Consider the following 24,391-nt stretch of genomic DNA (forward strand, 5'->3'; position numbering starts at 1 on the left):
TCCTCGCGCGCAGTCGGTTCCACCGGCAACCTTCCCTGTCGGACTCAACTCTTACCCTCGGCCGCAAGGTCGTACACCTCGAGCTCGCCTCGACCGATGGCCTCCATCATCCGGGTGTGATCGGAGTCGTTGAGATCCGCGTACGCGAGCGAGAACTCGGCGATCGCGTCACTGAAACCCTTCGTGCTCCCGAGGTACTCGGCGATCCGGAACCGGCTCGCGGTCCGGGCGTGCGCCTGACCGAGAACCAGCCCGCACAGCTGTGCGTACAACTTCATCCCCTCCGCGCTCAGGGCCTCGACGACGACCGAGCCCTTTCCGTCGCGGAGCTGCCGCACATAGAAGTCGCGTCGCTCACCGTTCTCGTCGATCCCGGTCGACCAGCCGAGGAAGAGGTCGCTCGTCGCCTGGAGCAGGCGCTGCCCCTCGACCACCCGCTGCCCTTGGTTGTCGAAGCCCGATGCCGGCACATGGTCGGCGAGCACCGACCGCTGCGCTTCCTTGACCTGCAAGAACAACGGATCACCCAGTACCTTGCCGGTGAGCAGGATGATCCACGCCCGCGTGCCGACACTGCCGACGCCGACCACCTTGAACGCGATGTCGACGATCGCGAACTGGTCGAGGAGCGCCTGCACGTGCAAGGGCACGGTGTCGCGGTAGGCGCTGACCCGCTCGCGGACCCGTTCGGCCACGATCTCGGCGGTCTCGGCCGGGAACCGCTCGTGCAGGGGTACCAGCAGCGGCGGGTCGCTGCGGATGTGCGCGGAGCCGTCGGCGCCGATCACACAGAGCTTCGCGAGGGCCTGCGCACTGTCGCGGTGCCGCGCCTTCTTCAGCGCCTTCTGCGTCCGCTCGCTCATCGACGTGTCCAGCTTGGGTCCGAACTCCGCCAGGAAATGGTCGACGTCGATCCCGGCGTACCAGTTCTCCAGAGTCGTCTTCGACGCACTGCGCACGACCGTCCGCCGGTACGCCTTGGCAACGGTCTTGGCGACCCTACGATTGGTCGCGTCGTCGAATCCGTTGTTACGTCCCGCGATCGCGAAGCTCGCGGCGAGACGCTTGACGTCCCACTCGAACGGTCCGATGTGCGTCTCGTCGAAATCGTTCAGGTCGAACACCATTCGACGCTCCGGGCTGAAGAAGAGGCCCAGATTGCTCAGGTGGGCATCGCCGCACAGCTGGGTGATGATCCCGGTGTCCGGCGTTCTCGACAGGTCGTCGGACATCACCGCGGCCGCACCACGATAGAAGGTGAACGGCGTCGCCGACATCCGCGCGTGCCGCACCGGGATCAGATCCGCGACCCGGGTCTGCGCCTGCGCTTCCAGGATGCGCAGCGGGTCGGCCCGCTCCGTCGGCGTCGGGCACTCGGCGAGTTCGACAGCGGTGGGCGGAGTGGACAGGAGTGTCGACACGGAGTGCTCCTTCACGTCGATGCGGGCCCGCCACAGGCAGAGGTCCGTGTGTCCGGGCCCGGTCGGAACCCGCGGGTGAACGCCGCCGAAAACGAAGTCCTCCGAGGGAGAATTCTCCCAGCCCGTCGGCAGTTCCGCCGATGGATCGGTGATCAATCTGCGCCACGTTCCCTCGGTCGCGTCCGGGTCGCGTCCACCGGGATCTGCCGACCGCCGCCCAGGGTGTGTGACCCGCTTCACGGCTGCAACAGGTTCTAGTTGTAGCGTGAACGTCGTGGATTACTGGGGTGTGATGGTCGGGTTGGGGCTCGTGGCGACGGCGCTCGGCGTCGTCGGGTTCGTGCGGTACCGCGAGCGGGAATCGACGAGTCTGCAGCGGCAGACCCAGCTGGCGCGCGAACTGCGTGACCTCGCCGGCGGCGACGAGGTCCGGCTGGCCGCGGTCGACGAGTTCTCGCTGACCATCTACCAACGGCTCTTCTACGTCTCGGTGGTGGCCCCGTGGATACGGAGTGCCGCGTGGGCTCTGCTCGGCGCGGCGCTGGCCGGTGCGGGAGCGCTCGCGACCGGGCCGCTCGACGGGGTGTTCGCGACCGTCGCACACATCGCGGCGATCCTCGTGTCCGCGGTGTTCGCGGTGGCCGCCCTGGTGTACGTCGGCATCGCGCTGTACCACTCGGCGACCACGCCTCGGGTGTCCTTCAGCGACTCCTATGCCGACGATGACGCCGATCCCGCCCCAGACACCCCCGATCCCGGCACCTCCGATCCCGGCACCCCCGAATCTACTCGGTCCGTCGACTGATCAGGCCCCCGGACACAACGAACCCCCGTCGCGAGTCGACGGGGGTTCGTTGCTGTGAGAGGGTCAGGCGTACTCGCTCACGCGATCTGCGCCTGCCACATCCAGTGCAGCTGCTCGAGTTTCGACGCGAACGAGATCAGCAGGTCCTGAGTGACCGGATCGGCCTCCTCAGTGACCCCGATTCGCTCGCGGAGACCCGCGACCACTGCCTTGAGATTGTCGACGATCGACTCGACGACGTCGCTGTCCTTGGTCCAGCCCTCACCGAATCCCTTGGTGTGGGCGGTCTTTGCAACGGTCTCGGCACGGCCGTCCGGGCTCACGCCGATCGCGGTGGCCCGCTCGGCGGCCGCGTCGGTGAACTCCCTGGACACCGTGACCAGTTCATCGAGGTCGAGGTGTACCGACCGGAACTGCTTGCCGACGACGTTCCAGTGCGCCTGCTTCGCGATGAGGGACAGGTCGATGAGGTCGACGAGGGTGTCCTGCAACGCCTTTCCGGCGACGGACTGCTGCTCGTCGGTGAGCGTGCTGGTGATCGGGTTGGTCATGATCAAGAACTCCCTTCTTGTCATATCTGGGCGCAGTACGACTCCGACTGCGCTGGTGATTGCCGGTTATCCGGGCGATCAGACGCGTACGGTGACCGACGAGTCGATGTTGCCCTTGGTCGCCTTCGAGTACGGACAGAATGTGTAGGCGAGGTCGGCGAGTTCCTTGGCCTTGGCCTCGTCGAGGCCGGGCAGCGAGACCTCGATGGCGACGGTGAGACCGAATCCGTTGTCCGCCGGGTCTTTTCCGATCCCGACGGCCACGTCTACGGTCGCCCCGTCGGGCACCGGGGTGTCGGCCTGCTTGGCGGTGGCGCGCAGCGCGCTCAGGAAGCAGGCCGCATAACCCGCCGAGAACAATTCCTCGGGATTGGTCCCCTCACCGCTGCCACCCAGTTCCTTCGGCGGCCGCAGGTCCAGATCGATCTGGCCGCTCGCCGAGACGACTTCGCCGTCGCGTCCGCCCCCGGACGCCTTCGACGAGATGGTGTACACCGGTTCGATTGCCATTCGAAATCCTCCTGGATGCTCAGTGCGGGTTCGGGCCAACGGTCGGTTCAACCCACCCCGCTCGCGGAACATTCCGACGACACCGGCGACGGCGACGTGATGGTCACGACACCGGCGTCGGAGTCCGGTTCACCGTCCGCGCATCATCCGCGTGGGCTTCATCCGGGTCGACTCCGGCAGCCACTGGTTGACCGGTCGCCGGAGGGTGCAGAGGGCGGCGACCACCAAGAGACCGAACTGGAGGTAGCTCAGGACGACCATGACGGACGACACGTCCGGGTATCGGAACAGCAGGTCGACTCCGACGGGGATGCACAGCAGATGCACGACGACGGCGGCCAGGAAGAAGTTACGGAGATGGCGGCTGTGTTGCGACGCAGCGGTCACCAGGCACGCGTACTCGATCGCCAGCACGACGACGATCATCACCAGCATGAACGGCGGGAAGAAGCCGGCGAGGGTCTCGACCTCACTCTCGGGTGCGGAGTTCGCCGGGTCCGAGACCACGCCTTCGAGCAGTCGGCTGCGCAGATCGTCGGTGATGGTGCCGAGGTTGAAGAAGCCGTAGATCGTCAGCACGAGACCGATCACGGCCGCGCCCCACCACACGATTCGTGCGTGCACCGCCAGCGCCTCCGGCGGCGGTCCCGGCTCGCCCGGCCGCGTCGGATAGAGCGCCGACTGGTCCCGATCGCGCGAGGACCGCTCGATGGCCGCCAGATCCTCGGCGTCCAGCTCGGCCTGGCTCGGGACGCGATCGGGGTCATCCGCGGCAGAATCGCCGGACGCGCCCCCGGCCGGGTCCTTCGGATCCGTCATGCCCCGATCCTGCCACTCACCCCGGCGGGCCTCCAGCATCGAGGAGGTTCGGCCGCGAGCGGCTCACTTCCGGAACTCGGCGAGGACGAACTCCATCCCGGGGACGAATGTGCCGAGCATGGGGACGACATGGTTCACGATCGACTTCGTCAAGATGGGCGGGGTGGGGTCGGTGACGAAGGTGACGTCGGCGCCCTGGGCGCGCCAGTCCGCCGCGAGTTGCGCGACCTGGCCGTACGGGATCACGTCGTCGTGCAGTCCGCCTTCGACGAAGACGGGCGCGTTCGGCTTCAGGCGACCGATCCGCTGCTGGCGGACAACCTCTTGCAGTCCCGGGGATCGTGCGATGAGGGACGACAGTGTCTCGCCGGTTCGGGTCCAGGTCTCGACGCGGCGGAAACCGAAGGCCGGGATGATGTCCCCGATGCAGCTGGTCGAGAGCTGTTTCAGCGCGGCTTTGCCGGTGGGGTTGGTCTCTCGTCGCACCACGTCGGCGACGTTCGGATACCGCTCGGTCAGCCCGTTGACGGCGAAGCCGATCGCCCCCGCGATGGTGGTGCCGTCGATCGCGGGGATGACCTTCTCGAGGTCGGCCGGGGGCGCGCCGGCGTAGGTCGCGCGCACGTCGAGTTCCGGTGCGTAGGTCTCGGCGAGTTCGGCGGCCGACGCGGCTGCGCCACCGCCCTGCGAGTAACCGGCGAAACCTACGGGGGCGTCCTTCGGGGCGCCCGAGATCGCGAGTGCGGCCCGGGCGCCGTCGAGCATCGCCTGACCGGTCTCCGCGCGGTTGACGTAGGTGTGGACACCGGGCGTGCCCATCCCGATGTAATCGGTGATGAACACCCGCACGCCGTTGACGAGCATGTAATACATCTCCGGCGCGGTGTAGTTGACCGAGATGCCCGGCTTCGTGATGTCCACCGCGAGGGGCACGGTCATCAGCTTCGATGGCGCACACTGGTCGCCCTGACCGATGGTCCCGGAGCCGACGACGACGGTCGGGCGCGGACCCGGGCCGCGCCATGGCGCGGTGGGTTCGATGACGGTTCCGGTGACCGCGGCGGGTTTCCCGTCCTGGTAACGCGAGGTGTACATGACCTTGCGGGCGGTCCCCGGCCACTGACCCGCCATGCCGGGGATCTGGAGCAGCAGCGGACTCGGCTGACTGCGGATCACCGATCCCGGCTCGGACGCGAACCGGGCCGGCGGGGTGTAGAAATCCGCCGCCGCTGCAGTACCGACCGCTGTTGGGGCCAGCGACGCGACGCACGCTGCCACCAGCGCGGCGATCCCGAGCGTCCGTCTCGATGTCTTGCGATGGGTCATGGTTCTCCCCGACTTCCAGTTCATGGCTGTGTAACCTACCACACAGTAACTTGAGGTAGGTGACTGGTGTCGCTTCCGGGCGCGCGACGCCTCGCAGAGGGCCACAGGGGTGTCGCCGATCGACGGCCTAGCGGCCCGGCGTCACCTTGAGCATGCGGCTGAGAGTTGCCTGCCACAGCGATCCGTCGGCCGTGATCGTCCCGGTCAGCTCGAGTGGTTCGTCGAACGGCGCCGTCCCGACCGGCACCGTCGCCACCCGCCGGCCGGTCGCGAAGTCGGTTGCCACGTAGGCGACTTCGCCGATCTGCTGTGGGAGGTTCGGCCGGATCGGGCCATACCCGATCGCGTGGATCAGACCGTCTGCGCGAGACAACTTGGGGAGCGTCGCGATCCGGTCGCCGTTCTCCCACACGCGACGGCAGCCGCCTTCCCCGACGTCGATCCGGGTGGCGCCGCCGACGAACGGGGCGTCGGCCGGGACCGACGGACCCTGTACCGCCATCGGCGGGTACTGGTAGCCGTAGGTGCTCGGGATGACCAGCGAATCGCCCCAGGCCATCGGCGAGTTCTCGGTGCCCGGCCCGGACGTCGAAAAGGCCCGCATGCGGCAGACCTCGGAGCCGTCATCGCTGCGCAGCACGCGGAGATCCGGCGGTTCCGCGTTGTCGACGATGGCGACCCAGCCATCGCCACCGGGACCGAAGTACGTCGGCGTCGTCCCCGAGCCCCAGGTGAGCTGTCCGGGTTTGCGTGCTGGTCCCCGGTCATACGCGCGACGCCAGACGACTCGCGGTGCGCGCCCCGGTTCGGCGCGCATCTCGTACAGCGCGTGCGTCGTCAGGATCGACGCCCCCGTTCGCCGGATCGACAAGCCGTTGCCCAGTTCCTCTCCCGCCGGCAGCCGGGTGGCCTGCACGGTGTCATGCCGGTCGACTGTCCCGACCACCCCGCGCGTCGTCGCGAACCACACGCGGCCGTCGAAGTCGGGCGCCAGGCCGGTGATGGCGTCACCCGCCGGTACCGCGTGGTCGACGTCGACCCGATCGTCGACGAACACCCGCCAGCCGCTGGCCGTCTTCGCATGCGCGACACGGAGAATCGACCCGGACCCGTCGGCGACGACCACCCGGTCGCGGTCGTCGAGATAGCCGTACACGCCGCCGAGCAGTCCGCCCTTCGTCAGCTGCGTCGACGCCAGTGGTTGCGCGGTCCGGGGATCGAAGAGGACGACCGACGGCGCCGCGAATGCCGGTGGCGACGATCCGACGAATTGCGTGCACAACGCGACGGGCATCCCGTCGCGTCCGACGAACGTTGCCGCGCAGGCGCCGCCCGGGATCGAGGAGCCGGCCAGTCGAGCCCCGCGGCCGGGGCCTCGATGCGCCGTGGAGTCCGTGGAGGCGAGGTCGCCGTGTATGAGCGAGGTGTCGCTCGGTCCGAGTCCGGTGCTCGGCGAATCGGGTTGTGCCGCTGCGGGGTACGCGAGCGTCGCCACCAACGTCAGAACCCCGGTGACCACCGCCGCCCGGACCCGCATCTTCCGTGTCATGAGTGGTCAAGCTACCGCACAGAGGGCCGGCTCAGATGACCAGACCGAGTGCGAGTACCACGATCAATCCGGTCACCGAGAGGACCGTCTCCATCATCGACCAGGTCTTGAAGGTCTGTCCGACGGTCATGCCGAAGTACTCCTTCACCAGCCAGAAACCGGCGTCGTTGACGTGGGACAGGAACACCGACCCGGCACCGATCGCCAGGACGACCAGCGAGAGTTCTCCCGAACCCATCCCGTCGACCAGACCCAGGATCAGCGACGACGCGGTGATCGTGGCAACGGTCGCCGATCCGGTCGCCAGGCGGATCAGCGCCGCGAGCGTCCAGGCCAGCAGGAGCACCGAGACGTTCGCGCCGGTCGCCCAGTCGGCGAGCAGGGTGCCGATCCCGGTGTCGACGAGGACCTCCTTGAATCCGCCACCCGCGGAGACGATCAGCAGGATGCCCGCGATCGCGGGGAGTGCCGCGCCCGTGCACTTCGAGATGGTCTCGCGGTCCATGCCGGAACCGCGGCCGAGGGTGAACATCGCGACGATCACCGCGATGAGCAGCGCGATGAGGGGCGTGCCGAGGATGTCGAGGACCTTGCGCACGGGCTGGTCCTCGTCGGCGATGAAGATCTCGGCGAGTGCCTTGCCGAGCATCAGCACGACGGGCAGCAGAACGCTGAACATGGTGATCGCGAAGGACGGTCGCTTGGTGGTCGGGCCGTCGGACGGATCGACGTCGAAGGTTGTCGGGGCCTCGACCGTCACCCATCGCCCGGCGAGCACGCCGAAGAGCGGCCCGGACACGATGATGGTCGGGATGGCGACCAGCACACCGAGTCCGAGTGTCATGCCGAGATCCGCGCCGAGGGCGTCGATCGCCACAAGTGGGCCGGGATGCGGCGGGACGAACCCGTGCATCGCCGACAACCCGGCCAGTGCGGGAATGCCGATCGGGATCAGGCCGAGACCCGAGCGTCGGGCCACGAGGTAGATCACCGGCATCAAGAGTACGAGACCGATCTCGAAGAACATCGGCAGACCGATGATCGCGCCGACGAGCGCCATCGCCCACGGCAGCATCCGCGGTGAGGCGTGACCGACGATCGTGTCCACGATCTCGTCGGCACCACCGGAGTCGGCCAGCAGCTTGGCGAACATGGCGCCGAGTGCGATCAGGATGCCGACTCCCGCTGCGGTGGTGCCGAACCCGGCGGTGAACGACTCGAGGACCGTCGGGATCGACTCACCCGCGACGATGCCGACGGTCGCGCCGCCGCCCACCAACGCGAGGAAGGGATGGACCTTGGCGATCGTGATCGCCACGACGATGACGGCGATACCCGCCAGCGCCGCGACGATGAGTTGCCAGCCGGGCGCGACCGGCTGCGGCAGATCTGTGCTCGCGGCGAGGATCGTGGTGGTGGTCGGCGACATCAGTTCTCCTCGGCGTCGAGATCGGAACCGCGCGAGAGGGCCTCGACCAGTTCATCGATGATGGCGTCCACGCTCTGGTCCACGTCGACGGTCAGGCCGCATTCGTCGGGGGTCAGCTGCTCGAGGGTCTCGAACTGCGAGGCGAGCAGGGCCGGTGGCATGAAATGCCCCGGGCGTGATGCCTGCCGTCGCGAGATGACCTCGACCGACCCGGCCAGATGCGCGAACAGCGTCGTCGGTGCGTGATCACGAAGATGGTCGCGGTAATGCCGTTTGAGCGCGGAGCAGCTCATGACACCGCCGTCGGCGTGTTCGGCGAGCCAGACGCCGATCGACTCGAGCCAGGGTCGGCGGTCGTCGTCGTCGAGCGGTTCTCCCGCCGACATCTTGGCGATGTTCTCGGCGGGGTGGAAGTCGTCGGCGTCGGCGAACGGCACCCGCAGGCGCTGTGCCAACGCCGCTCCGACCGTCGACTTCCCGGACCCCGACACCCCCATGACGACGATCCGCGATCGCATGTTCACTCCTCACCACGCTGTGCTGCTGATCACGTAGGCTGCCTCAATAGTCATACTTTTGCAAGCCTTTGCTGAGTTTAAGTACGCACATTGGTCCGTACCTCGATGAATGAGAAGATGAAACGGTGAGTCAGGGCACACGGAGCACAGGCGAGCGGCACGACGAGATCCTCGCGGCTATCGGCCGACGCATCGTCTCGGGAGCGCAGCCGGCCGGCAGCGTGCTGACCCTCGACGCCATCAGCGCCGAACACGGGGTGTCGCGGACGGTATCCCGCGAGGTGATCCGGGTTCTCGAGTCGATGGGCCTCGTCGAATCCCGACGCCGCGTCGGCATCACGATCCAGCCGCGGACCCGATGGAGCGTGTTCGACGCCCGGCTGATCCGTTGGCGCCTCGACGGCGCCGACCGCGCCGAGTTCCTCGCCACCCTCTCGGAGTTACGACGCGGCTTCGAGCCGGTGGCGGCGGCCCTTGCCGCCGAGCGCGCGAACGAGCACCAGTGCCGCATCCTGGCGGCGGCGGTGTCGGACATGTCGGTGCACGGGCGCAACGGCGATCTCGAGTCGTACCTGTTGGCCGACAAGGTCTTTCATCGAACGCTCTTGGAGGCCAGCGGCAACGAAATGTTCCGGTCGCTCACCGGCGTGGTGAACGAGGTCCTCGCCGGCCGCACCCATCACGGGATGATGCCCGCGACACCGAGTCCGGTGGCCATCGCACTGCACGACGATGTCGCCAGAGCAATACGCCTCCGCGACCCGGAGGCCGCGGAGGCGTCGATGCGCGCGATCATCACCGAGGCGGCGGCTGCTGTATCGCCCCCGCCACCTGAGGTGCTCTAGACCAGCAGCTCGGCGATCTGAATCGTGTTGAGGGCAGCGCCCTTCCGGAGGTTGTCCCCCGAGACGAACAGCGCGAGACCCCGGCCGTCCGGAACACCCGGGTCCTGCCGGATCCGGCCGACCAGCGAGGCGTCCTTGCCGGCGGCGGCCAGTGGCGTCGGCACGTCCACGAGCTCCACACCCGCTGCGCCACCGAGGATCTCCTGTGCACGTGCTACCGACAGCGGGTTCGCGAACTCCGCGTTGATCGACAGCGAGTGGCCGGTGAACACCGGCACGCGTACGCAGGTTCCGCTCACGAGGAGTTCGGGCAGCCCGAGGATCTTGCGCGACTCGTTGCGCAGCTTCTGGTCCTCGTCGGTCTCACCCGAACCGTCGTCGACGAGCGAACCCGCGAGCGCCACGACGTTGAACGCGATGGGCGCGACGTATTTGTTCGGGGCGGGGAAGTCCACGGCGGAACCGTCGTGCACGAGCTTCTCCGCGTCGCCGGCGACCGCACGCACCTGGGTGGCCAATTCGTCGACACCGGCCAGACCGCTACCCGAGACCGCCTGGTAGCTCGAGATGATCAGGCGCTGCAGACCGGCCTCGTCGTGGAGCGGCTTGAGGACCGGCATGGCCGCCATCGTGGTGCAGTTCGGGTTGGCGATGATGCCCTTGGGCGGGTTCTTGGCCAGCTCACCGTTGACCTCCGAGACCACCAGCGGCACCTCGGGATCCTTGCGCCAGGCCGACGAATTGTCGATGACGGTCACGCCGGCCTCGGCGAAGCGGGGCGCCTGCTCGCGCGACATCGTGGCACCCGCCGAGAACAGCGCGATGTCGAGTCCGGACGGATCGGCGGTGGCCGTGTCCTCGACGACGATCTCGCCGTCGCCCCACGGCAGCTTCTTGCCCGCCGAGCGCGAGGACGCGAAGAAGCGCACCTCGTCGGCCGGGAAGTTGCGCTCCGCCAACAGGGTTCGCATGACGGCGCCGACCTGACCGGTCGCGCCCACGACTCCGATACGTACGCCCACTGCTATCGCCCCGTTCCGGCGTAGACGACGGCTTCTTCTTCGCCGCCGAGATCGAAGGCGGCGTGCAGAGCGCGCACCGCGTCGTCGAGTTCGGTGTCCCGGCACAGCACCGAGATCCGGATCTCCGACGTGGAGATCAGCTCGATGTTCACGCCGGCCTCGCTGAGGGCCTCACAGAACGTGGCCGTCACGCCGGGGTGCGACTTCATGCCCGCGCCCACGAGCGACACCTTGCCGATGTGATCGTCGTAGAGCAGATCGGTGAACCCGATCTCGGACTGCAGCTTGGTGAGCTTCTCGACGCCGAGCGGCCCCAGCTCGCGGGGCAGGGTGAAGGTGATGTCGGTCTTGCCGGTGTCGACCTTCGAGACGTTCTGCAACACCATGTCGATGTTGATCTCGGCGTCGGCCACGGCGCGGAACACCCGCGCGGCGTAACCGGGCTTGTCGTCGAGGCCGACGACGGTGATCTTGGCCTCGCTGCGGTCATGTGCGACGCCGGTGAGAATGGCTTCTTCCACGGGGATGTCCTCCATCGATCCGGTCACAATGGTGCCGGGTTTGGTCGAGTACGACGAGCGCACGTGAACGGGAACGTTGTATCGGCGCGCGTATTCGACGCACCGCAGCATCAGCACCTTGGCGCCACAGGCAGCCAGCTCGAGCATCTCCTCGAAGCAGACGGTGTCGAGACGGCGGGCGTCGGGCACGATCCGCGGATCGGCCGAGTAGACGCCGTCGACGTCGGTGTAGATCTCGCAGACGTCGGCCTCGAGCGCGGCCGCCAGCGCGACCGCGGTGGTGTCGGAGCCGCCGCGTCCCAGTGTGGTCACGTCCTTGGTGTCCTGCGAGACGCCCTGGAAGCCGGCGACCAGCACGATCTTGCCCTCGTCGAGTGCGCTGCGGACGCGTCCGGGCGTGACGTCGATGATCTTGGCCTTGCCGTGGCTGCTCGTCGTGATGACACCGGCCTGCGAGCCGGTGAACGACTGCGCCTGCGCGCCCATCGAGCTGATCGCCATCGCGACGAGCGAGTTGGAGATCCGCTCACCCGAGGTCAACAGCATGTCCATCTCACGGGCCGGCGGCGCCGGGTTGACCTGCTGGGCGAGGTCGAGGAGCTCATCGGTGGTGTCGCCCATCGCCGACACGACCACGACGACGTCGTTGCCCTGCTTCTTGGTCTCGACGATCCGCTCGGCGACGCGACGGATGCGTTCGGCCGTTGCGACCGAGGATCCGCCGTACTTCTGCACCACGAGGGCCACGTCGAGTTACCTCCCGCCGGCCAGTGTGCCGGTCGATAGACGTCAACTTGCCGGGACAACCTTACCGGGACCGCCGCGACCGCTCTGACCTGGTCTCCGCCCCACCCGACGGGACCGGACCGAGGTGATCCGCCCTAGGATCGCTCGCGTGGCCTCCCCAACCGACGTCGGTGACACCGGAACCGGTCCCGTCGGTACAAACAGCTACGGCCGTCGACTGGCGTCGATGACCCGCGGTTATTTCGGTCCTCTCGGGTCGTCGCCCGCCGCGGTCCGTGGTCATCGCTGGTGGCTCGACGCGCTGCTCGTCTTTCTCGTCATCCGCGCCATCGGCATCCTCGTCCTGGCGCGGTTCGCCGATCTCCGGGGCACCACGCTGGGCGACTCCCTGGCGGTCTGGGATGGGCAGTGGATGATCGCGATCGCGACCCACGGCTACGACGGCGTGCCCTACACGCTCACCGACGCCCGGGGTCTGCACACCGTCGACACCGCGTACGCCTTCTTTCCCGGTTACCCGTACCTGGTGGGCTTGATCGCGAAGCTGCCGGGCCTGAGTCCCTTCGGTGCGGCGATCACGGTGAACCTGATCCTGGGATGCGTGGCGGCGGTCGGTGCGGCACGTCTCGGAATGGTGTGCGCCCGACTCATGGCACGACGGTCCCCGATCGGCCCGGCACCCGAACGCGGAACCGGACTGTTCCTGGTGGCGCTCTTCGCGGCGACGCCGATGTCGATCGTGCTGAACATGGCCTACACCGAGGCGCTGTTCTGCGCGCTCGCGGTGTGGGCGCTGGTGGGGGTCCTCGAGAAGCGCTGGCTCCTCGCCGGCGTCGTCGCCGCGCTCTGCGGTCTGTGCCGGCCGACGGCGGCGGTCCTGATCGGGGTCGTGATGCTCGCGGCCCTCGTGTTCCTGTGGCAGGCGCGCGGGACCGACGTCCCGAGCGCGGCACGCGTCCGCGCGATCGTCGCCATCGCCATCAGCCCGCTCGGTTACCTCACATATCTCTGCGTGGTGTGGGCACACACCGGCTCGCCGACCGGGTGGTTCCGCATCCAGACCGAGGGCTGGGACACCCAGTTCGACTGGGGCGTGGCCGCTTTCGAGTTCATCAACGAAATGCTCGTCCATTCGGCCGAGATCGCCCCGGTGGCCACGTCGTGGATCGTGCTGAGCACGCTGGTGATGCTGGGCGTCGCCGTCTGGTCACGGGTGCCGTGGCCGGTCCTGCTCTACGGTTCGCTGCTGGTCGCGCAGATCGTGCTGTCGAGCGGACTGATGATGAGCCGGCCCCGGTTGCTGTTGCCCGCCTTCGTCCTGCTGATCCCGCTGGCGATGGCGCTCGCACGGATGCGACCCGTGGTCGCGGGACTGATCGTCGTGCCGATCGTGGTCGGCAGCTCGTGGTTCGGCGCGCACATGCTGACCGTGTTCCCCCACGCCATGTGACAACCGCTTGCCCTGCTCCCCGAGGAGCGCGACCCCTCTACCCCCAAGCGCGACGAGCGGACCCCCTCTGCCCCCAAGCGCGACGAGCGGACCCTCTGCTCCCTGAGGTGCGAGGAGCGATAGCGACGAGCCTCGAAGGGCCTGGTGAGATGCCGTGCGAGACCCTTCGAGGCTCGCTACGCTCGCACCTCAGGGAGCAGGAGACGACCCGCTACGCTCGCACCTCAGGGAGCAGGAGACGACCCGCTTCGCTCGCACCTCAGGTAGCAGAAAAACCCTCTTCGCTCGCCTCTCAGGGAGCCGAAGGTTGTCACACCGCCGACGCCGCGAATCCCAGGCAGAGGTAGTCGATTCCGGCGTCGAGCCGCGCCCGGGGATCGAGCAGCCGGCCGGCATCGCGACGGCCGGCGAGGCGGGCGAGATGCGACGGGACCTCGACTTCGGACTCCCCCGAGATCACCTCGGCCAGTCCCGCGGACGGCAGCAGGGCGTCGTCGTGGAGCAACTGATCGCTCACTGCGACAAGGGCGACGCCGTGGACGAAGCTCCAGACCGACAGCGCCATGTCGGTGGCGCGTTCGATGCCGACGCCGAGCTCGAGGAATCCGGCCGCCAGCCAGTCGAGGCACGCCAGCGAATCCTCGCCGTAACTGTGCCGGGGCGACGAGTAGGCCAGGACCACCCACGGATGCCGGGTGTAGAGGTCCCAGTCGACGTCGACGGCGATCCCGACCCGGGTCCGCCACTCGGGCGCGGTGTCGACGGGGTACGGAAACCGCCGGCCGACCTCGGTCGACATCGCCTGCAGCAGCGCGTCCTTGTCCTCGACGTGGCGATACAGCGACATGGCCCCGACCCCGAGCTTCTCGGCGACCCGCCGCATCGACAGCGAGCCGATCCCGGCATCGTCGGCCACGGCGATGGCGGCATCGACGATCGTCGCCGTCGACAGTTTCGAGGTGTCGGCCGTCACGTTCTCGTTCCTCCTGCTCAGGGCGGGAATAATCCGATTGCGTACAGCGTACTCATCCCCGTACGCTGACCCGCGTACACCGTACGCGTAGGTAGCTGCCGCGAAGGAGGAATGATGTCCGCCCAGCTCGACCCGTCGAACCGGCTCCGCCCGACCACCTCGGGTACCGCCGACCGGCGAACGTGGCTGGGACTGGCCGTGCTGACCCTGCCGGTGTTCCTGGTCTCGATGGATGTCTCGGTGCTGTACCTCGCCATCCCGTCGATCACCGATGCACTCGCGCCGTCCGCGGCCCAGCAGCTGTGGATTCTCGACATCTATGGCTTCCTCATCGCCGGCCTGCTGATCACGATGGGCAATGTCGGCGACCGCGTCGGCCGGCGACGGATCCTCCTCGCCGGCGCCGCCCTGTTCGGCATCGCGTCGGTCATCGCCGCTTTCGCACCCTCGCCCGAGATCCTGATCGCGGCGCGCGCCCTGATGGGCATCGGCGGTGCCACCCTGCTGCCGTCGAGCCTGTCGCTCATCGCCAACATGTTCCCCGACGCCCGCGAGCGCGGGCGCGCGATCGGTGTGTGGACCGCGGCGTTCGCCGGCGGCAGTGCGGTCGGCCCGGTCATCGGAGGCGTTCTGCTGCACCACTTCTGGTGGGGCGTGGTCTTCCTCATCAACGTCCCGGTGCTCGCCGCACTGTTCGTCTTCGGGCCGCGCCTGATCCCCGAGTACCGGGCCGCGACGAACGACCCGTTCGATGTCGTCGGCGTCGTGCTCTCGATGGCCGGAATCCTCCCGCTCGTCTATGCCGTCAAGACGGTCGCGAGCGAAGGCGCCACGACCGGCGTGGTGGTCGCCGGAGTGGTGGGTGCCGCGCTGCTCGTCACATTCCTGCTGCACCAGCGCCGGGTCACGTCACCGCTCCTGGACCTCAAGCTGTTCGGCAACGCGCAGTTCAGCGGAGCGGTCGCCGTTGCGCTGATCGGCATGATGGCCCTCGGCGGCATGTCGTACCTGACCGGCGTCTACCTCCAGTCGGTCATGGGCCACGACGTCCTGGCCGCGGCCATCGCCGGCCTGCCGATGGCCGTCGCGGTGGCGGTGTTCTCCATCGGCGCGACCCGGGTCGCCGCGTTCCTGGGCACCCGGCTGGCCTTCGTCGGTTCTGTCGGCCTGGCCGCCGCAGGCAATCTCGGCATGCTGACCCTCGGCACCTCGACCCCGGTCTGGGTGTACGTGCTGTGCACGACGATCGCGGGCGTCGGCTACGGCATCCAGTTCAGCCTGGTGTCGGTCGTGGTCGTCGGCTCGGTTCCGCCGGAGCGGTCGGGCGCCGCGTCGGGTATCTCGGAGACGAGCTTCGAGCTCGGGACCGCGATGGGCCTGGCCCTTCTCGGATCGCTGGCCACCCTCGTGTTCCGAGACGGCGACCGGGGTTGGTCGTTCGGCGACACCCTGGGCGAGACCCTGCACCGGGCGACCGACATGGGTTCGGCCGGAGAGGGGTTGGCCACCGCTGCGAAGCAGGCCTTCGTCGACGGCATGCACGCGGCGTCGCTGGCGAGCGGTCTGGCGCTCCTCGCACTCGGCACGGTCCTGCTGTTCGTGATGCGCGACGAGCCCACCGATCCGCAGGCCGAGGTCGCCGAGGTGCAACTGCCGGACGGTGCTGATTCGGTCCCGCTCGCTTCGCTCCCGGCGACCGGCCCCGTGGGCGTCGCACGCACCGACTCCTGACGGCGAGCCCGGCGGTCGCCGCGCCACTACCCTCGGGCGGATGCACGAACTCATCTCGGGCCGCCGTAGCGCCCGCGGCTACGATCCGTCCGCGACCATCTCGCTCGACGACGTCACCACGATCGTCGACGCCGGGCGCTGGGCTCCCACCTGGGGCCGGGTGCAGCCGGTGCGCTTCATCGCGGGACTGCGCGGCGACCCGACGTTCGACGGCCTCGCCGGCGTCCTGACCCGGGGGAACTCGGGGTGGGCGCCGCGCTCGGCAGCCCTGATCCTGGTCTGCACCACCGATGACCCCGACGACGCGAAGGCCCACACGTACGGGGCCGTCGACTGTGGACTGGCGGTGGCGCAGATGATCCTGCAGTCCGAGGCCCTCGGCTTCAATGCCCATCCGATGGCCGGTTTCGACGCCGAGGCAGCCCGCGACATCTTCGGGATCCCCGCCGACAAACGACCGCTGGTGCTGCTCGGAGTCGGCGCGCTCGCCGACCCGGCGTCCCTTCCCGAGGAGATCCGCGCCCGCGACGAGAAATCCCGCACCCGGCTCCCGCTGTCCGAGGTCGCGTTCGCGGGCCGCTGGGGACGTCCCGCGTTCCCGGACTCCACAGGCGCCTGACCGGCGAATGTGACGAACGAGGCATATGAGACAGAAGTGACGTGTGGTACTTGTTCTCCATGACTGTCACACCTCAACCTCGAGGACTCCTCCGCCGACTGGGAGCGCACCTCGCGCCCGTCGCCGCCGTCACCGCACTGACAGCCGCGGCAGCACTGTCCGTGCCGGCGGCCGCCCACGCCGACGAGCCGTTCAGCCTCGAATTCGACGGCGCCGCCGGCACTCTCCCGTCGGCGCTGCAGCACGAGACCGGCGCCGGCGGCTGGGGCAACAACGAGGTGCAGAACTACACCGCCGATCGGCTGAACTCGCGGCTCGACGGCAACGGCAACCTGCTCATCGAGGCGCGCCGCGCGGCGACCGGCGGCTGGACGTCGGCCCGGCTCACCACCAAGGACAGCTTCGAGTTCACCTACGGGACGATCTCCGCGCGCATCTCCCTGCCGCAGGGTCGCGGGTTGCACCCGGCGTTCTGGCTGCTGGGGAGCGACATCGACTCCGTCGGGTACCCGGCGGCCGGCGAGGTCGACATCGCCGAGACGACCAACTCCTCCGACTGGGTCCACGTGGGCGTGCACGGCCCGACGGCGCTGGGCACCGCGATGGGATCACTCGATCTCTCGCTCGCCGATCTCCTCCCCGGACTGCCGCTGCCGGGGCCGCTCGCCGGCCGCTGGGAGCGGGGCCACGACCTAACCGGCATCGATCCGGGCGACTTCCACGTCTACGCGGTGACCAAGTCGTCGTCGCAGATCCGTTTCACCATCGACGGGAACGCGGTCTACACGATCAACCGCTCCTCGCTCACCGGCGACGAACGGTGGGTCTTCGACAAGCCGATGTACGCACTGCTCAACGTCGCGGTCGGCGGCATCTGGCCCGGGCGCCCGTCGTCGACGACTCCGAGCCCGGCGACGATGAGGGTCGACTGGTTGCGCTACACCCCGTCCACCCCCGCTGCCTGAGCTGAGGAGCGCCCGTAGCTTGCGGACGGTGGCAACAACTCCGCCCCGAGCCGACCGGCCCGGGGCGGAGTTCTTGTATGCGGTTGCGGGACAGTCGCTTACGCGACCAGCACCTGCTCGTCGTCGGTGACCGACGCCCGCATCGTCTTGTCCTTGGTCTCGACGATCTTGATCGTGCACACGACGCTGAGTGCCGACAGACCGGCGAGCAGGACACCCACCCAGATCGCACCGGGACCCGCGATCAGCGGGGCGGCGATCAGCGGCGGGATCGCCCCACCGAGGATGCCGGCCAGGTTGTAACCCATCCCCGCACCGGTGTAGCGGTACCGCGCCTCGAACAGTTCGGGCAGAAGCGCACCGGCCGGACCGTAGGCGATGCCGAAGATCAGCAGCGTCCCGAAGAGTCCGACCACGAACGCGAAGCCGCCGCCGATCTCGAGGATCGGGAACAGCACCAGCGCCCAGGGGATCGCGACGCTGCACGAGGTGAGGATGACCCGGCGACGACCAACGCGGTCCGACCACACCGCCGACGCCGCGGTCGACAGTCCGAACACCACGGCCGCGCCCATCCCCGCGGTCAGCACGAAGGTCCGCGACAGTTCCAGTGACTTGGTGCCGTAGTTCGTGAGGAACGCCGTGCCCATGTAGAACAGCGAGAACAGGCTCGCCAGCGCGCCGCCGGCGATGAGGATCTCGCGCCACTGGTGGCGGAAGGCGTCGAGGAACGGCAGTGCCGGACCGTCGACCTCGGGACCGCCGATTGTCCCGCGCTGCTGCGCTTCTCGGAACACCGGCGTCTCCGCGACCGCGAGCCGGACCCACAACCCGACGGCGACGAGCGCGAAGGACAGGATGAACGGGATGCGCCAGCCGTAGTCGAGGAACGCCGAACTGGTCTCGCCGAGCGTCAGGCTCGCGATGAGGAACGTCAGGCTCGACAGGAAGAACGCGAAGGCCGGGCCGAGTTGCGGGAACATCGCGTACAGCCCCCGCTTGCCCGGTGGGGCGTACTCGGCGGTGAGAAGCGTTGCGCCCGCCCATTCGCCGCCGACGGCGAAGCCCTGCAGGAACCGCAGGAAGACGAGGAGGATGGGCGCCGCGATGCCGATCCCGGATTCGGCGAAGCCGAACACACCGGTCTCGTAACCGGGGAGAAGACCGATCGCGACCGTCGCCAATCCCATGATGAGCAGGGTCCACACCAGGGTGCGTTTACGGCCGATCCGGTCGCCGAAGTGACCGAAGAGCATCGCGCCGACCGGCCGCGCGAAGAATGCCACGGCGAAGGTGGCAAAGGACGCGATGGTCCCGGTGACCTCGTCGGCGGCCGGGAAGAACACCGTCGGGAACACCAGGGCGGCGGCGGTGCCGTAGATGAAGAAGTCGTAGAACTCGATCGTCGTGCCGATAGAACTCGCGGCGGCCACGCGTCGAAGGCTCGTGCGTTTACCCTCCGGCGGTTCGGTCACCGGCGGTTCGGCGGGGATGGTCGTCACTGGCGTTAGCCCTTTCTGCAGACGGCCGCGTCGGGGTGGCGGCTCGAGATCCCGGGCATCATCGGTCCGGGTGCCCCTGTCCGCCGCTCGGATGATTTGGGTCACTCCGGCTGCGCGGTGAGAGGCATGTCATAGTCTGGAGCCCGTGTCGGTGAGGCGGCACCCCCCGAAGAGGGGGACGTCATGACCCGGCCTCACCTGCAGCTTTGGCCACCTCGTCGCCGGGGAGTACAGTCGAGCGCATGCAGCGCGCACTCCTCCTCGGTTGCCGCGGCGGGGTCTGAAACGACCGGCCCTCCGTCGCGGGGCCTCATCACGCGCCGGTCACTTTCCTTCCACACACGGAGAATGACCACCATGGCACCAGCAGACAGCTTCACTTCCGGCGCCAGCCGAATCGTCGAGCCCGCAGGCCCGATTCCCGCCGGACAACCCTCATGGAACCCGCAGCGCAGCTCCGCGATGCCCGTTCATCGTTATCGCCAGTTCGCCGACGAGGTCGAGAAGGTGGCGGTTCCCGACCGCACCTGGCCCGACAAGGTCATCACCACCGCCCCGATGTGGTGTGCGGTCGACCTGCGCGACGGCAACCAGGCACTCATCGACCCCATGAGCCCGGCACGCAAGCGCCGCATGTTCGACCTCCTCGTCCGGATGGGCTACAAGGAGATCGAGGTCGGCTTCCCGTCGGCCAGCCAGACCGATTACGACTTCGTCCGCGAGATCATCGAAGACGGCGCCATCCCCGACGACGTGACGATCCAGGTGCTGACCCAGTGTCGTGACGAACTGATCGAGCGCACCTTCGACGCCTGCCGCGGGGCGGCCAACGTGATCGTCCACTTCTACAACTCGACGTCGGTCCTGCAGCGTCGAGTCGTGTTCCGCGCGGACAAGGCGGCGATCACCAAAATCGCGACCGACGCCGCGCACAAGGTCCTCGAGGTACAGCAGAACTACCCGGACACCAACTGGCGGTACGAGTACTCGCCGGAGTCCTACACGGGCACCGAGCTGAGCTTCGCCAAGGAGGTGTGCGACGCGGTCACCGAGATCATCGCCCCCACCCCGGAGCGGCCGATGATCATCAATCTGCCCGCGACCGTCGAGATGGCCACTCCCAACGTCTACGCCGACTCGATCGAGTGGATGCACCGCAATCTCGCGCGGCGCGACTCGGTCATCCTGAGCCTGCACCCCCACAACGACCGCGGAACCGCCGTCGCCGCAGCCGAACTGGGCTACCAGGCGGGCGCCGACCGCATCGAGGGATGCCTGTTCGGCAACGGCGAGCGCACCGGCAACGTCTGCCTGGTGACCCTCGGCATGAACATGTTCAGCCGCGGCGTCGACCCGCAGATCAGCTTCTCCGACATCGACGAGATCCGCCGGACGGTCGAGTACTGCAACCAGCTCAACGTCCCCGAGCGTCATCCCTACGGCGGCGACCTGGTCTACACCGCGTTCTCGGGCAGCCACCAGGACGCGATCAACAAGGGCCTCGACCAGATGAAGGTCGACGCCGACAACGCCGACTCCGACGTCGACGACATCATCTGGGCCGTCCCGTATCTGCCGATCGACCCCAAGGACGTCGGCCGCAACTACGAAGCGGTCATCCGCGTCAACAGCCAGTCCGGCAAGGGCGGCGTCGCGTACATCATGAAGGCCGACCACGGCATGAACCTGCCGCGTCGTCTGCAGATCGAGTTCAGCCGGGAGATCCAGAAGATCACCGACGGCGAGGGCGGCGAGGTCAATCCCAAGGAGATGTGGGACGTCTTCGCGGAGAACTACCTGCACCCGATCTGGCCGCTCGAGCGCATCCGGCAGAAGGTGGACGCGGCCGAGGTCGACGGCGGCGACGACCACATCACCGCCGTGGTGAAGGTCGAGGGCAACGAGCGGGAGATCTCCGGCTCCGGCAACGGTCCGCTGGCGGCCTTCGTCGACGCGCTCGGCGCCGTCGGCTACGAGGTACGGGTCCTCGACTACAGCGAGCACGCGCTGACCGCCGGCGGCGACGCCAGCGCAGCGGCGTACGTCGAGACCGAGGTCAACGGCGAGACGGTCTGGGGTGTCGGCATCGCGTCGTCGATCACCACCGCCAGCCTGCGTGCAGTCGTCTCGGCGGTGAACCGCGCTTACCGGGTCACCTCGGTTCCGGTCGCCGACGGCGAGGCAGCCCCGGGCACCTGGGCGCCCTGACCCTCCCCCTTCGAAGACCCGATTCCGTCCCGTCGATCGCGCCGATCGGCGGGACGGAATCGTTCTGACGGGAACAAAACGGACCAGAGTTTCATTTAGAGGGCATGAAGAACATCGGTTTCCTGTCGTTCGGTCACTGGTCGGACGCCCACGGGTCCCAGGTGCGGTCCGGCGCGGACACGCTGCTGCAGTCCATCGACCTCGCGGTGGCCGCCGAGGAGCTCGGCGCCGACGGTGCGTACTTCCGCGTCCATCACTTCGCACGGCAACTCGCATCGCCGTTCCCGCTGCTTGCGGCGATCGGCGCCAAGACCAGTCGCATCGAGATCGGCACCGGCGTCATCGACATGCGCTACGAGAACCCGCTGTACATGGCCGAGGACGCCGGCGCCGCGGATCTCATCTCCGGCGGCCGGCTGCAGCTCGGGATCAGTCGTGGGTCCCCCGAGCAGGTCATCGACGGCTACAAGTACTTCGGCTACGTCCCGCCCGAGGGGTCGACCGATGCGGACATGGCGCGACAGCACACCGAGGTGTTCCTGAAGGTCATCGAGGGCGGCGGTTTCGCCACGCCGAATCCCCGTCCGATGTTCCCCAACCCGCCGGGACTCCTGCCCATCGAGCCGCAGTCCCCCGGCCTGCGGGACCGCATCTGGTGGGGCGCCGGGACCCGGGCGACCGCGGAATGGACTGCCCAGCAGGGCATGAACCTGATGAGTTCGACGCTGCTGACCGAGGACACCGGGGTGCCCTTCCATCAGTTGCAGGCCGAACAGATCCAGCGGTTCCGCAAGGCGTGGGCTGATGCCGGGCACCCGCGCGAGCCACGAGTATCGGTGAGCCGCAGCATCTTCGCAATTGTCGACGACCGCGACCGCGCCTACTTCGGACGTGGTGGTGCTGAATCGGATCAGGTCGGTGTCATCGACAACAGTGTGGCCCGATTCGGACGCAGCTACGCCGACGAGCCGGACAAGCTCATCGAGCAGTTGCGTGAGGACGAGGCGATCGCCGCGGCCGACACACTGCTGCTGACGGTGCCGAATCAGCTCGGCGTGGAGTACAACGCCCACGTGCTCGAGTCGATCCTGACCCACGTCGCACCCGCTCTCGGCTGGCGTTGACCACCAGGTGCTCACCGGCGGCTGACACCAGAACCCTCCGATCAGATCGGCACAGGCATCAATTTGGTCATCGGCTCACCCCCGGTACTCAATTGGCGGGCGGAGCGGTGCCGGTCTGAGCCGTCAAGTGATACCGCTCGGCGAGGGTGGCGAACGCAGCGATGAGTTCGGGAGGCTCGACGACTTCCATGGCCGTTTCGAAACGACCGAACGAGGCGGCCAGCGCCCCCCACGACCAGGATCCGATCTCCAAACTGCACCTGTTCTCGGCGATGACACGAACCGCTCCGTCTCCGGCGAAGGGAAGGACGTCCCGGGCCGGCAGGTCGAGGATGACAGTGCCTCGACACGGCCACTCATTGACGTCTTGCCCTTTGAAGCGTGCGGAAACGAACTCGTGGACGTTGCCGCCGGGGACCTCGCGCGGGGTGAAGCGAGGACCCGTCGGTGCGCGTGGCAGGACTCGGTCGACGCTGAACAGTCGCCAGTCGGCGCGGTCGAGGTCCCACCCGAGGAGGTACCAGCGCCCGTACGAGGTGGCGATGCGATGGGGCTCGACGCGCCTCGGTGGTGTCGTTGAGTCGTCTACTGGCAGGGCGCCGCGGGGCAGGTAGTCGAAGCGGAGCACCTCCTGCGCGCGGATCGTGTTGGTGAGCGTGACAAGGGTGTCGGGTGACACGTCCATCGGTGTGCTGGTGCCGGGGAGATCGCTGATCGCGGTGACATCGAGGGCGTCCAACCGGTGCCGGAGACGTGACGGCAGGACTTGGCGGATTGTCGCGAGGGCGCGGGTGGCTCCCTCCTCGATCCCTGCGCCGGAGGTAGACGCGGTGTGCAGGGCCACGGCGACAGCGATGGTCTGGTCGTCATCGAACAGCAGTGGGGGAAGGTCTTCTCCCGGTACGAGGCGGTAGCCGCCGTCGGGGCCCATGCTTGCCTGGATCGAGTACCCCATCTCGCGAAGTCGATCGATGTCGCGCCGGACGGTCCGGTCGCTGATACCCAGTCTCTCGGCGAGCAACGAGCCCGACCATTCGCGCCGAGTCTGTAGCAGCGAGAGAAGAGTCAGAAGTCGCGTTGTCGTCGTCGTCACAGTTCGAACCCTATGCCGAGTCTAGGACTGATCCCGTCCTACACGGTTGGGACTGTGGTTTCACCGGGCCACCGGAACCGCCCCGGGCCTGAGTAACCACTGCCACCGATGGCGGGAACCAACACGAGGAGCACGAATGAGCATCCAGACCACCACGCATCTGAACTTTCGTGGAGACGCCCGCGCGGCGCTCGACTTCTACCAGTCTGTCTTCGGCGGACACAGCGTCATCAACACCTACGGCGAATTCGGGATGCCGCAGGAACTCCCGGGAGCCGACAAGGTGGTCTTCGGGCTTGTGGTCGCCGAGAACGGGTTCCGCATCATGGGTTACGACATCCCCGGCGAGCAGGGCGGCACCGTCATTGGCGGCACTTCGACACGCCGAGAGAACAACACCACTCTGACCGATCAGGCGTTGTTCGTCTCGATCAACGCAGACACCCTCGATGAGGCGCAGGTCTATTGGGACAAGCTCGGCGACAGCGCCACCATCGTCGAGCCGCTGGCGGCGTCCGAGTGGAGCGCCGGCTTCGGCATGCTCACCGACCGCTTCGGCGTCACCTGGAGCGTGGGCGTCACCACCTCCTGATCCGGCCCCTGGTCAGGCCTCCGCCCGGCCGACTGGACAGTCGTTCGAGCCGGCCGCGAAGCGGGCGGGCT

General features: G+C 68.1%; 22 protein-coding genes. 9 read left to right on the forward strand and 13 right to left on the reverse strand.

The genetic code is table 11. From position 1 onward, the window contains the following. Positions 1 to 44 precede the first annotated feature (44 nt). Complete coding sequence (locus B1818_RS01880) at positions 45 to 1,421, reverse strand: DUF2252 domain-containing protein (protein WP_078111972.1); 1,377 nt, start codon at positions 1,419 to 1,421, stop codon at positions 45 to 47. A 265-nt stretch (positions 1,422 to 1,686) separates the two neighbouring features. On the opposite strand from B1818_RS01880, the gene B1818_RS01885 reads away from it, so the two are divergent. Then, a complete protein-coding gene (locus B1818_RS01885) occupies positions 1,687 to 2,226 on the forward strand; it encodes a hypothetical protein (protein WP_078111791.1) in 540 nt (179 codons plus the stop codon). A 77-nt stretch (positions 2,227 to 2,303) separates the two neighbouring features. On the opposite strand, the gene B1818_RS01890 is transcribed toward B1818_RS01885, so the two are convergent. The 7 genes from B1818_RS01890 to B1818_RS01920 form a co-directional block, all read right to left on the reverse strand. Then, positions 2,304 to 2,777, reverse strand: coding sequence for a Dps family protein (locus B1818_RS01890; RefSeq protein WP_068969841.1), 474 nt, complete (start codon positions 2,775 to 2,777; stop codon positions 2,304 to 2,306). Positions 2,778 to 2,855: 78 nt separating this feature from the next. Beyond that, positions 2,856 to 3,287, reverse strand: coding sequence for an organic hydroperoxide resistance protein (locus tag B1818_RS01895; RefSeq protein ID WP_065630665.1), 432 nt, complete (start codon positions 3,285 to 3,287; stop codon positions 2,856 to 2,858). 129 nt (positions 3,288 to 3,416) lie between these two features. Next, complete coding sequence (locus B1818_RS01900) at positions 3,417 to 4,106, reverse strand: hypothetical protein (RefSeq protein WP_078111973.1); 690 nt, start codon at positions 4,104 to 4,106, stop codon at positions 3,417 to 3,419. A 63-nt stretch (positions 4,107 to 4,169) separates the two neighbouring features. Further along, entirely contained in the window at positions 4,170 to 5,432 is a 1,263-nt protein-coding gene (locus B1818_RS01905) for a lipase family protein (RefSeq protein WP_078111792.1), read from the reverse strand. 127 nt (positions 5,433 to 5,559) lie between these two features. Then, a complete protein-coding gene (locus B1818_RS01910) occupies positions 5,560 to 6,981 on the reverse strand; it encodes a hypothetical protein (protein ID WP_058251068.1) in 1,422 nt (473 codons plus the stop codon). Between the two features lie 31 nt (positions 6,982 to 7,012). Beyond that, entirely contained in the window at positions 7,013 to 8,410 is a 1,398-nt protein-coding gene (locus B1818_RS01915; RefSeq protein ID WP_058251067.1) for a GntP family permease, read from the reverse strand. Next, on the reverse strand, positions 8,410 to 8,928 hold the full coding sequence (locus B1818_RS01920; protein WP_078111974.1) for a gluconokinase: 519 nt from the start codon (positions 8,926 to 8,928) through the stop codon (positions 8,410 to 8,412). Before B1818_RS01920 ends, B1818_RS01915 begins: the two co-directional genes overlap by 1 nt. Before the next feature lie 125 nt (positions 8,929 to 9,053). Here B1818_RS01920 and B1818_RS01925 point away from each other — a divergent pair, with 125 nt between their 5' ends. Further along, on the forward strand, positions 9,054 to 9,773 hold the full coding sequence (locus B1818_RS01925; RefSeq protein WP_058251066.1) for a FadR/GntR family transcriptional regulator: 720 nt from the start codon (positions 9,054 to 9,056) through the stop codon (positions 9,771 to 9,773). Here B1818_RS01925 and B1818_RS01930 read toward each other — a convergent pair. Both B1818_RS01930 and B1818_RS01935 read right to left on the reverse strand, forming a co-directional pair. Beyond that, the gene (locus B1818_RS01930) at positions 9,770 to 10,795 is read right to left on the reverse strand and encodes an aspartate-semialdehyde dehydrogenase (RefSeq protein ID WP_058251065.1); all 1,026 of its coding nucleotides are present in this window, start codon (positions 10,793 to 10,795) and stop codon (positions 9,770 to 9,772) included. The genes B1818_RS01925 and B1818_RS01930 overlap by 4 nt on opposite strands. A 2-nt stretch (positions 10,796 to 10,797) precedes the next feature. Further along, positions 10,798 to 12,063 carry an aspartate kinase gene (locus B1818_RS01935; RefSeq protein ID WP_058251064.1) on the reverse strand — a complete coding sequence of 422 codons (1,266 nt, stop codon included), beginning with the start codon at positions 12,061 to 12,063 and terminating at the stop codon, positions 10,798 to 10,800. A 226-nt stretch (positions 12,064 to 12,289) separates the two neighbouring features. On the opposite strand from B1818_RS01935, the gene B1818_RS01940 reads away from it, so the two are divergent. Then, a complete protein-coding gene (locus B1818_RS01940; protein ID WP_254859541.1) occupies positions 12,290 to 13,513 on the forward strand; it encodes a mannosyltransferase family protein in 1,224 nt (407 codons plus the stop codon). 310 nt (positions 13,514 to 13,823) lie between these two features. Here the strand turns inward: B1818_RS01940 and B1818_RS01945 are convergent, their stop codons facing one another. Then, positions 13,824 to 14,486, reverse strand: a complete 663-nt coding sequence (locus tag B1818_RS01945; RefSeq protein ID WP_058251062.1) for a TetR/AcrR family transcriptional regulator — start codon at positions 14,484 to 14,486, stop codon at positions 13,824 to 13,826. Between the two features lie 114 nt (positions 14,487 to 14,600). Between B1818_RS01945 and B1818_RS01950 the strand changes: the two genes are divergently transcribed. The 3 genes from B1818_RS01950 to B1818_RS01960 are packed head-to-tail and all read left to right on the forward strand — an operon-like array spanning position 14,601 to position 17,801. Next, the gene (locus B1818_RS01950) at positions 14,601 to 16,217 is read left to right on the forward strand and encodes an MFS transporter (RefSeq protein WP_058251146.1); all 1,617 of its coding nucleotides are present in this window, start codon (positions 14,601 to 14,603) and stop codon (positions 16,215 to 16,217) included. Between the two features lie 40 nt (positions 16,218 to 16,257). Beyond that, positions 16,258 to 16,836 (forward strand): nitroreductase family protein, encoded by a 579-nt coding sequence (locus B1818_RS01955; RefSeq protein WP_058251061.1) that lies wholly within the window; start codon positions 16,258 to 16,260, stop codon positions 16,834 to 16,836. A gap of 59 nt (positions 16,837 to 16,895) precedes the next feature. Next, positions 16,896 to 17,801 (forward strand): glycoside hydrolase family 16 protein, encoded by a 906-nt coding sequence (locus B1818_RS01960; protein ID WP_058251145.1) that lies wholly within the window; start codon positions 16,896 to 16,898, stop codon positions 17,799 to 17,801. Between the two features lie 98 nt (positions 17,802 to 17,899). Here B1818_RS01960 and B1818_RS01965 read toward each other — a convergent pair whose 3' ends face one another. Beyond that, the gene (locus B1818_RS01965; protein ID WP_058251060.1) at positions 17,900 to 19,303 is read right to left on the reverse strand and encodes an MFS transporter; all 1,404 of its coding nucleotides are present in this window, start codon (positions 19,301 to 19,303) and stop codon (positions 17,900 to 17,902) included. A 357-nt stretch (positions 19,304 to 19,660) separates the two neighbouring features. Between B1818_RS01965 and leuA the strand changes: the two genes are divergently transcribed. Together leuA and B1818_RS01975 are read left to right on the forward strand one after the other, a co-directional pair. Beyond that, a complete protein-coding gene (gene leuA, locus B1818_RS01970; RefSeq protein ID WP_058251144.1) occupies positions 19,661 to 21,511 on the forward strand; it encodes a 2-isopropylmalate synthase in 1,851 nt (616 codons plus the stop codon). A 104-nt stretch (positions 21,512 to 21,615) separates the two neighbouring features. Further along, complete coding sequence (locus B1818_RS01975; RefSeq protein ID WP_058251059.1) at positions 21,616 to 22,635, forward strand: LLM class flavin-dependent oxidoreductase; 1,020 nt, start codon at positions 21,616 to 21,618, stop codon at positions 22,633 to 22,635. 88 nt (positions 22,636 to 22,723) lie between these two features. On the opposite strand, the gene B1818_RS01980 is transcribed toward B1818_RS01975, so the two are convergent. Next, positions 22,724 to 23,728, reverse strand: coding sequence for a YafY family protein (locus tag B1818_RS01980; protein WP_078111794.1), 1,005 nt, complete (start codon positions 23,726 to 23,728; stop codon positions 22,724 to 22,726). A gap of 136 nt (positions 23,729 to 23,864) precedes the next feature. On the opposite strand from B1818_RS01980, the gene B1818_RS01985 reads away from it, so the two are divergent. Next, positions 23,865 to 24,320 carry a VOC family protein gene (locus tag B1818_RS01985; protein WP_078111795.1) on the forward strand — a complete coding sequence of 152 codons (456 nt, stop codon included), beginning with the start codon at positions 23,865 to 23,867 and terminating at the stop codon, positions 24,318 to 24,320. Positions 24,321 to 24,391 lie beyond the last annotated feature (71 nt).

This window comes from Gordonia sp. IITR100 (assembly GCF_002009645.1).
Lineage (GTDB): Bacteria > Actinomycetota > Actinomycetes > Mycobacteriales > Mycobacteriaceae > Gordonia > Gordonia hongkongensis.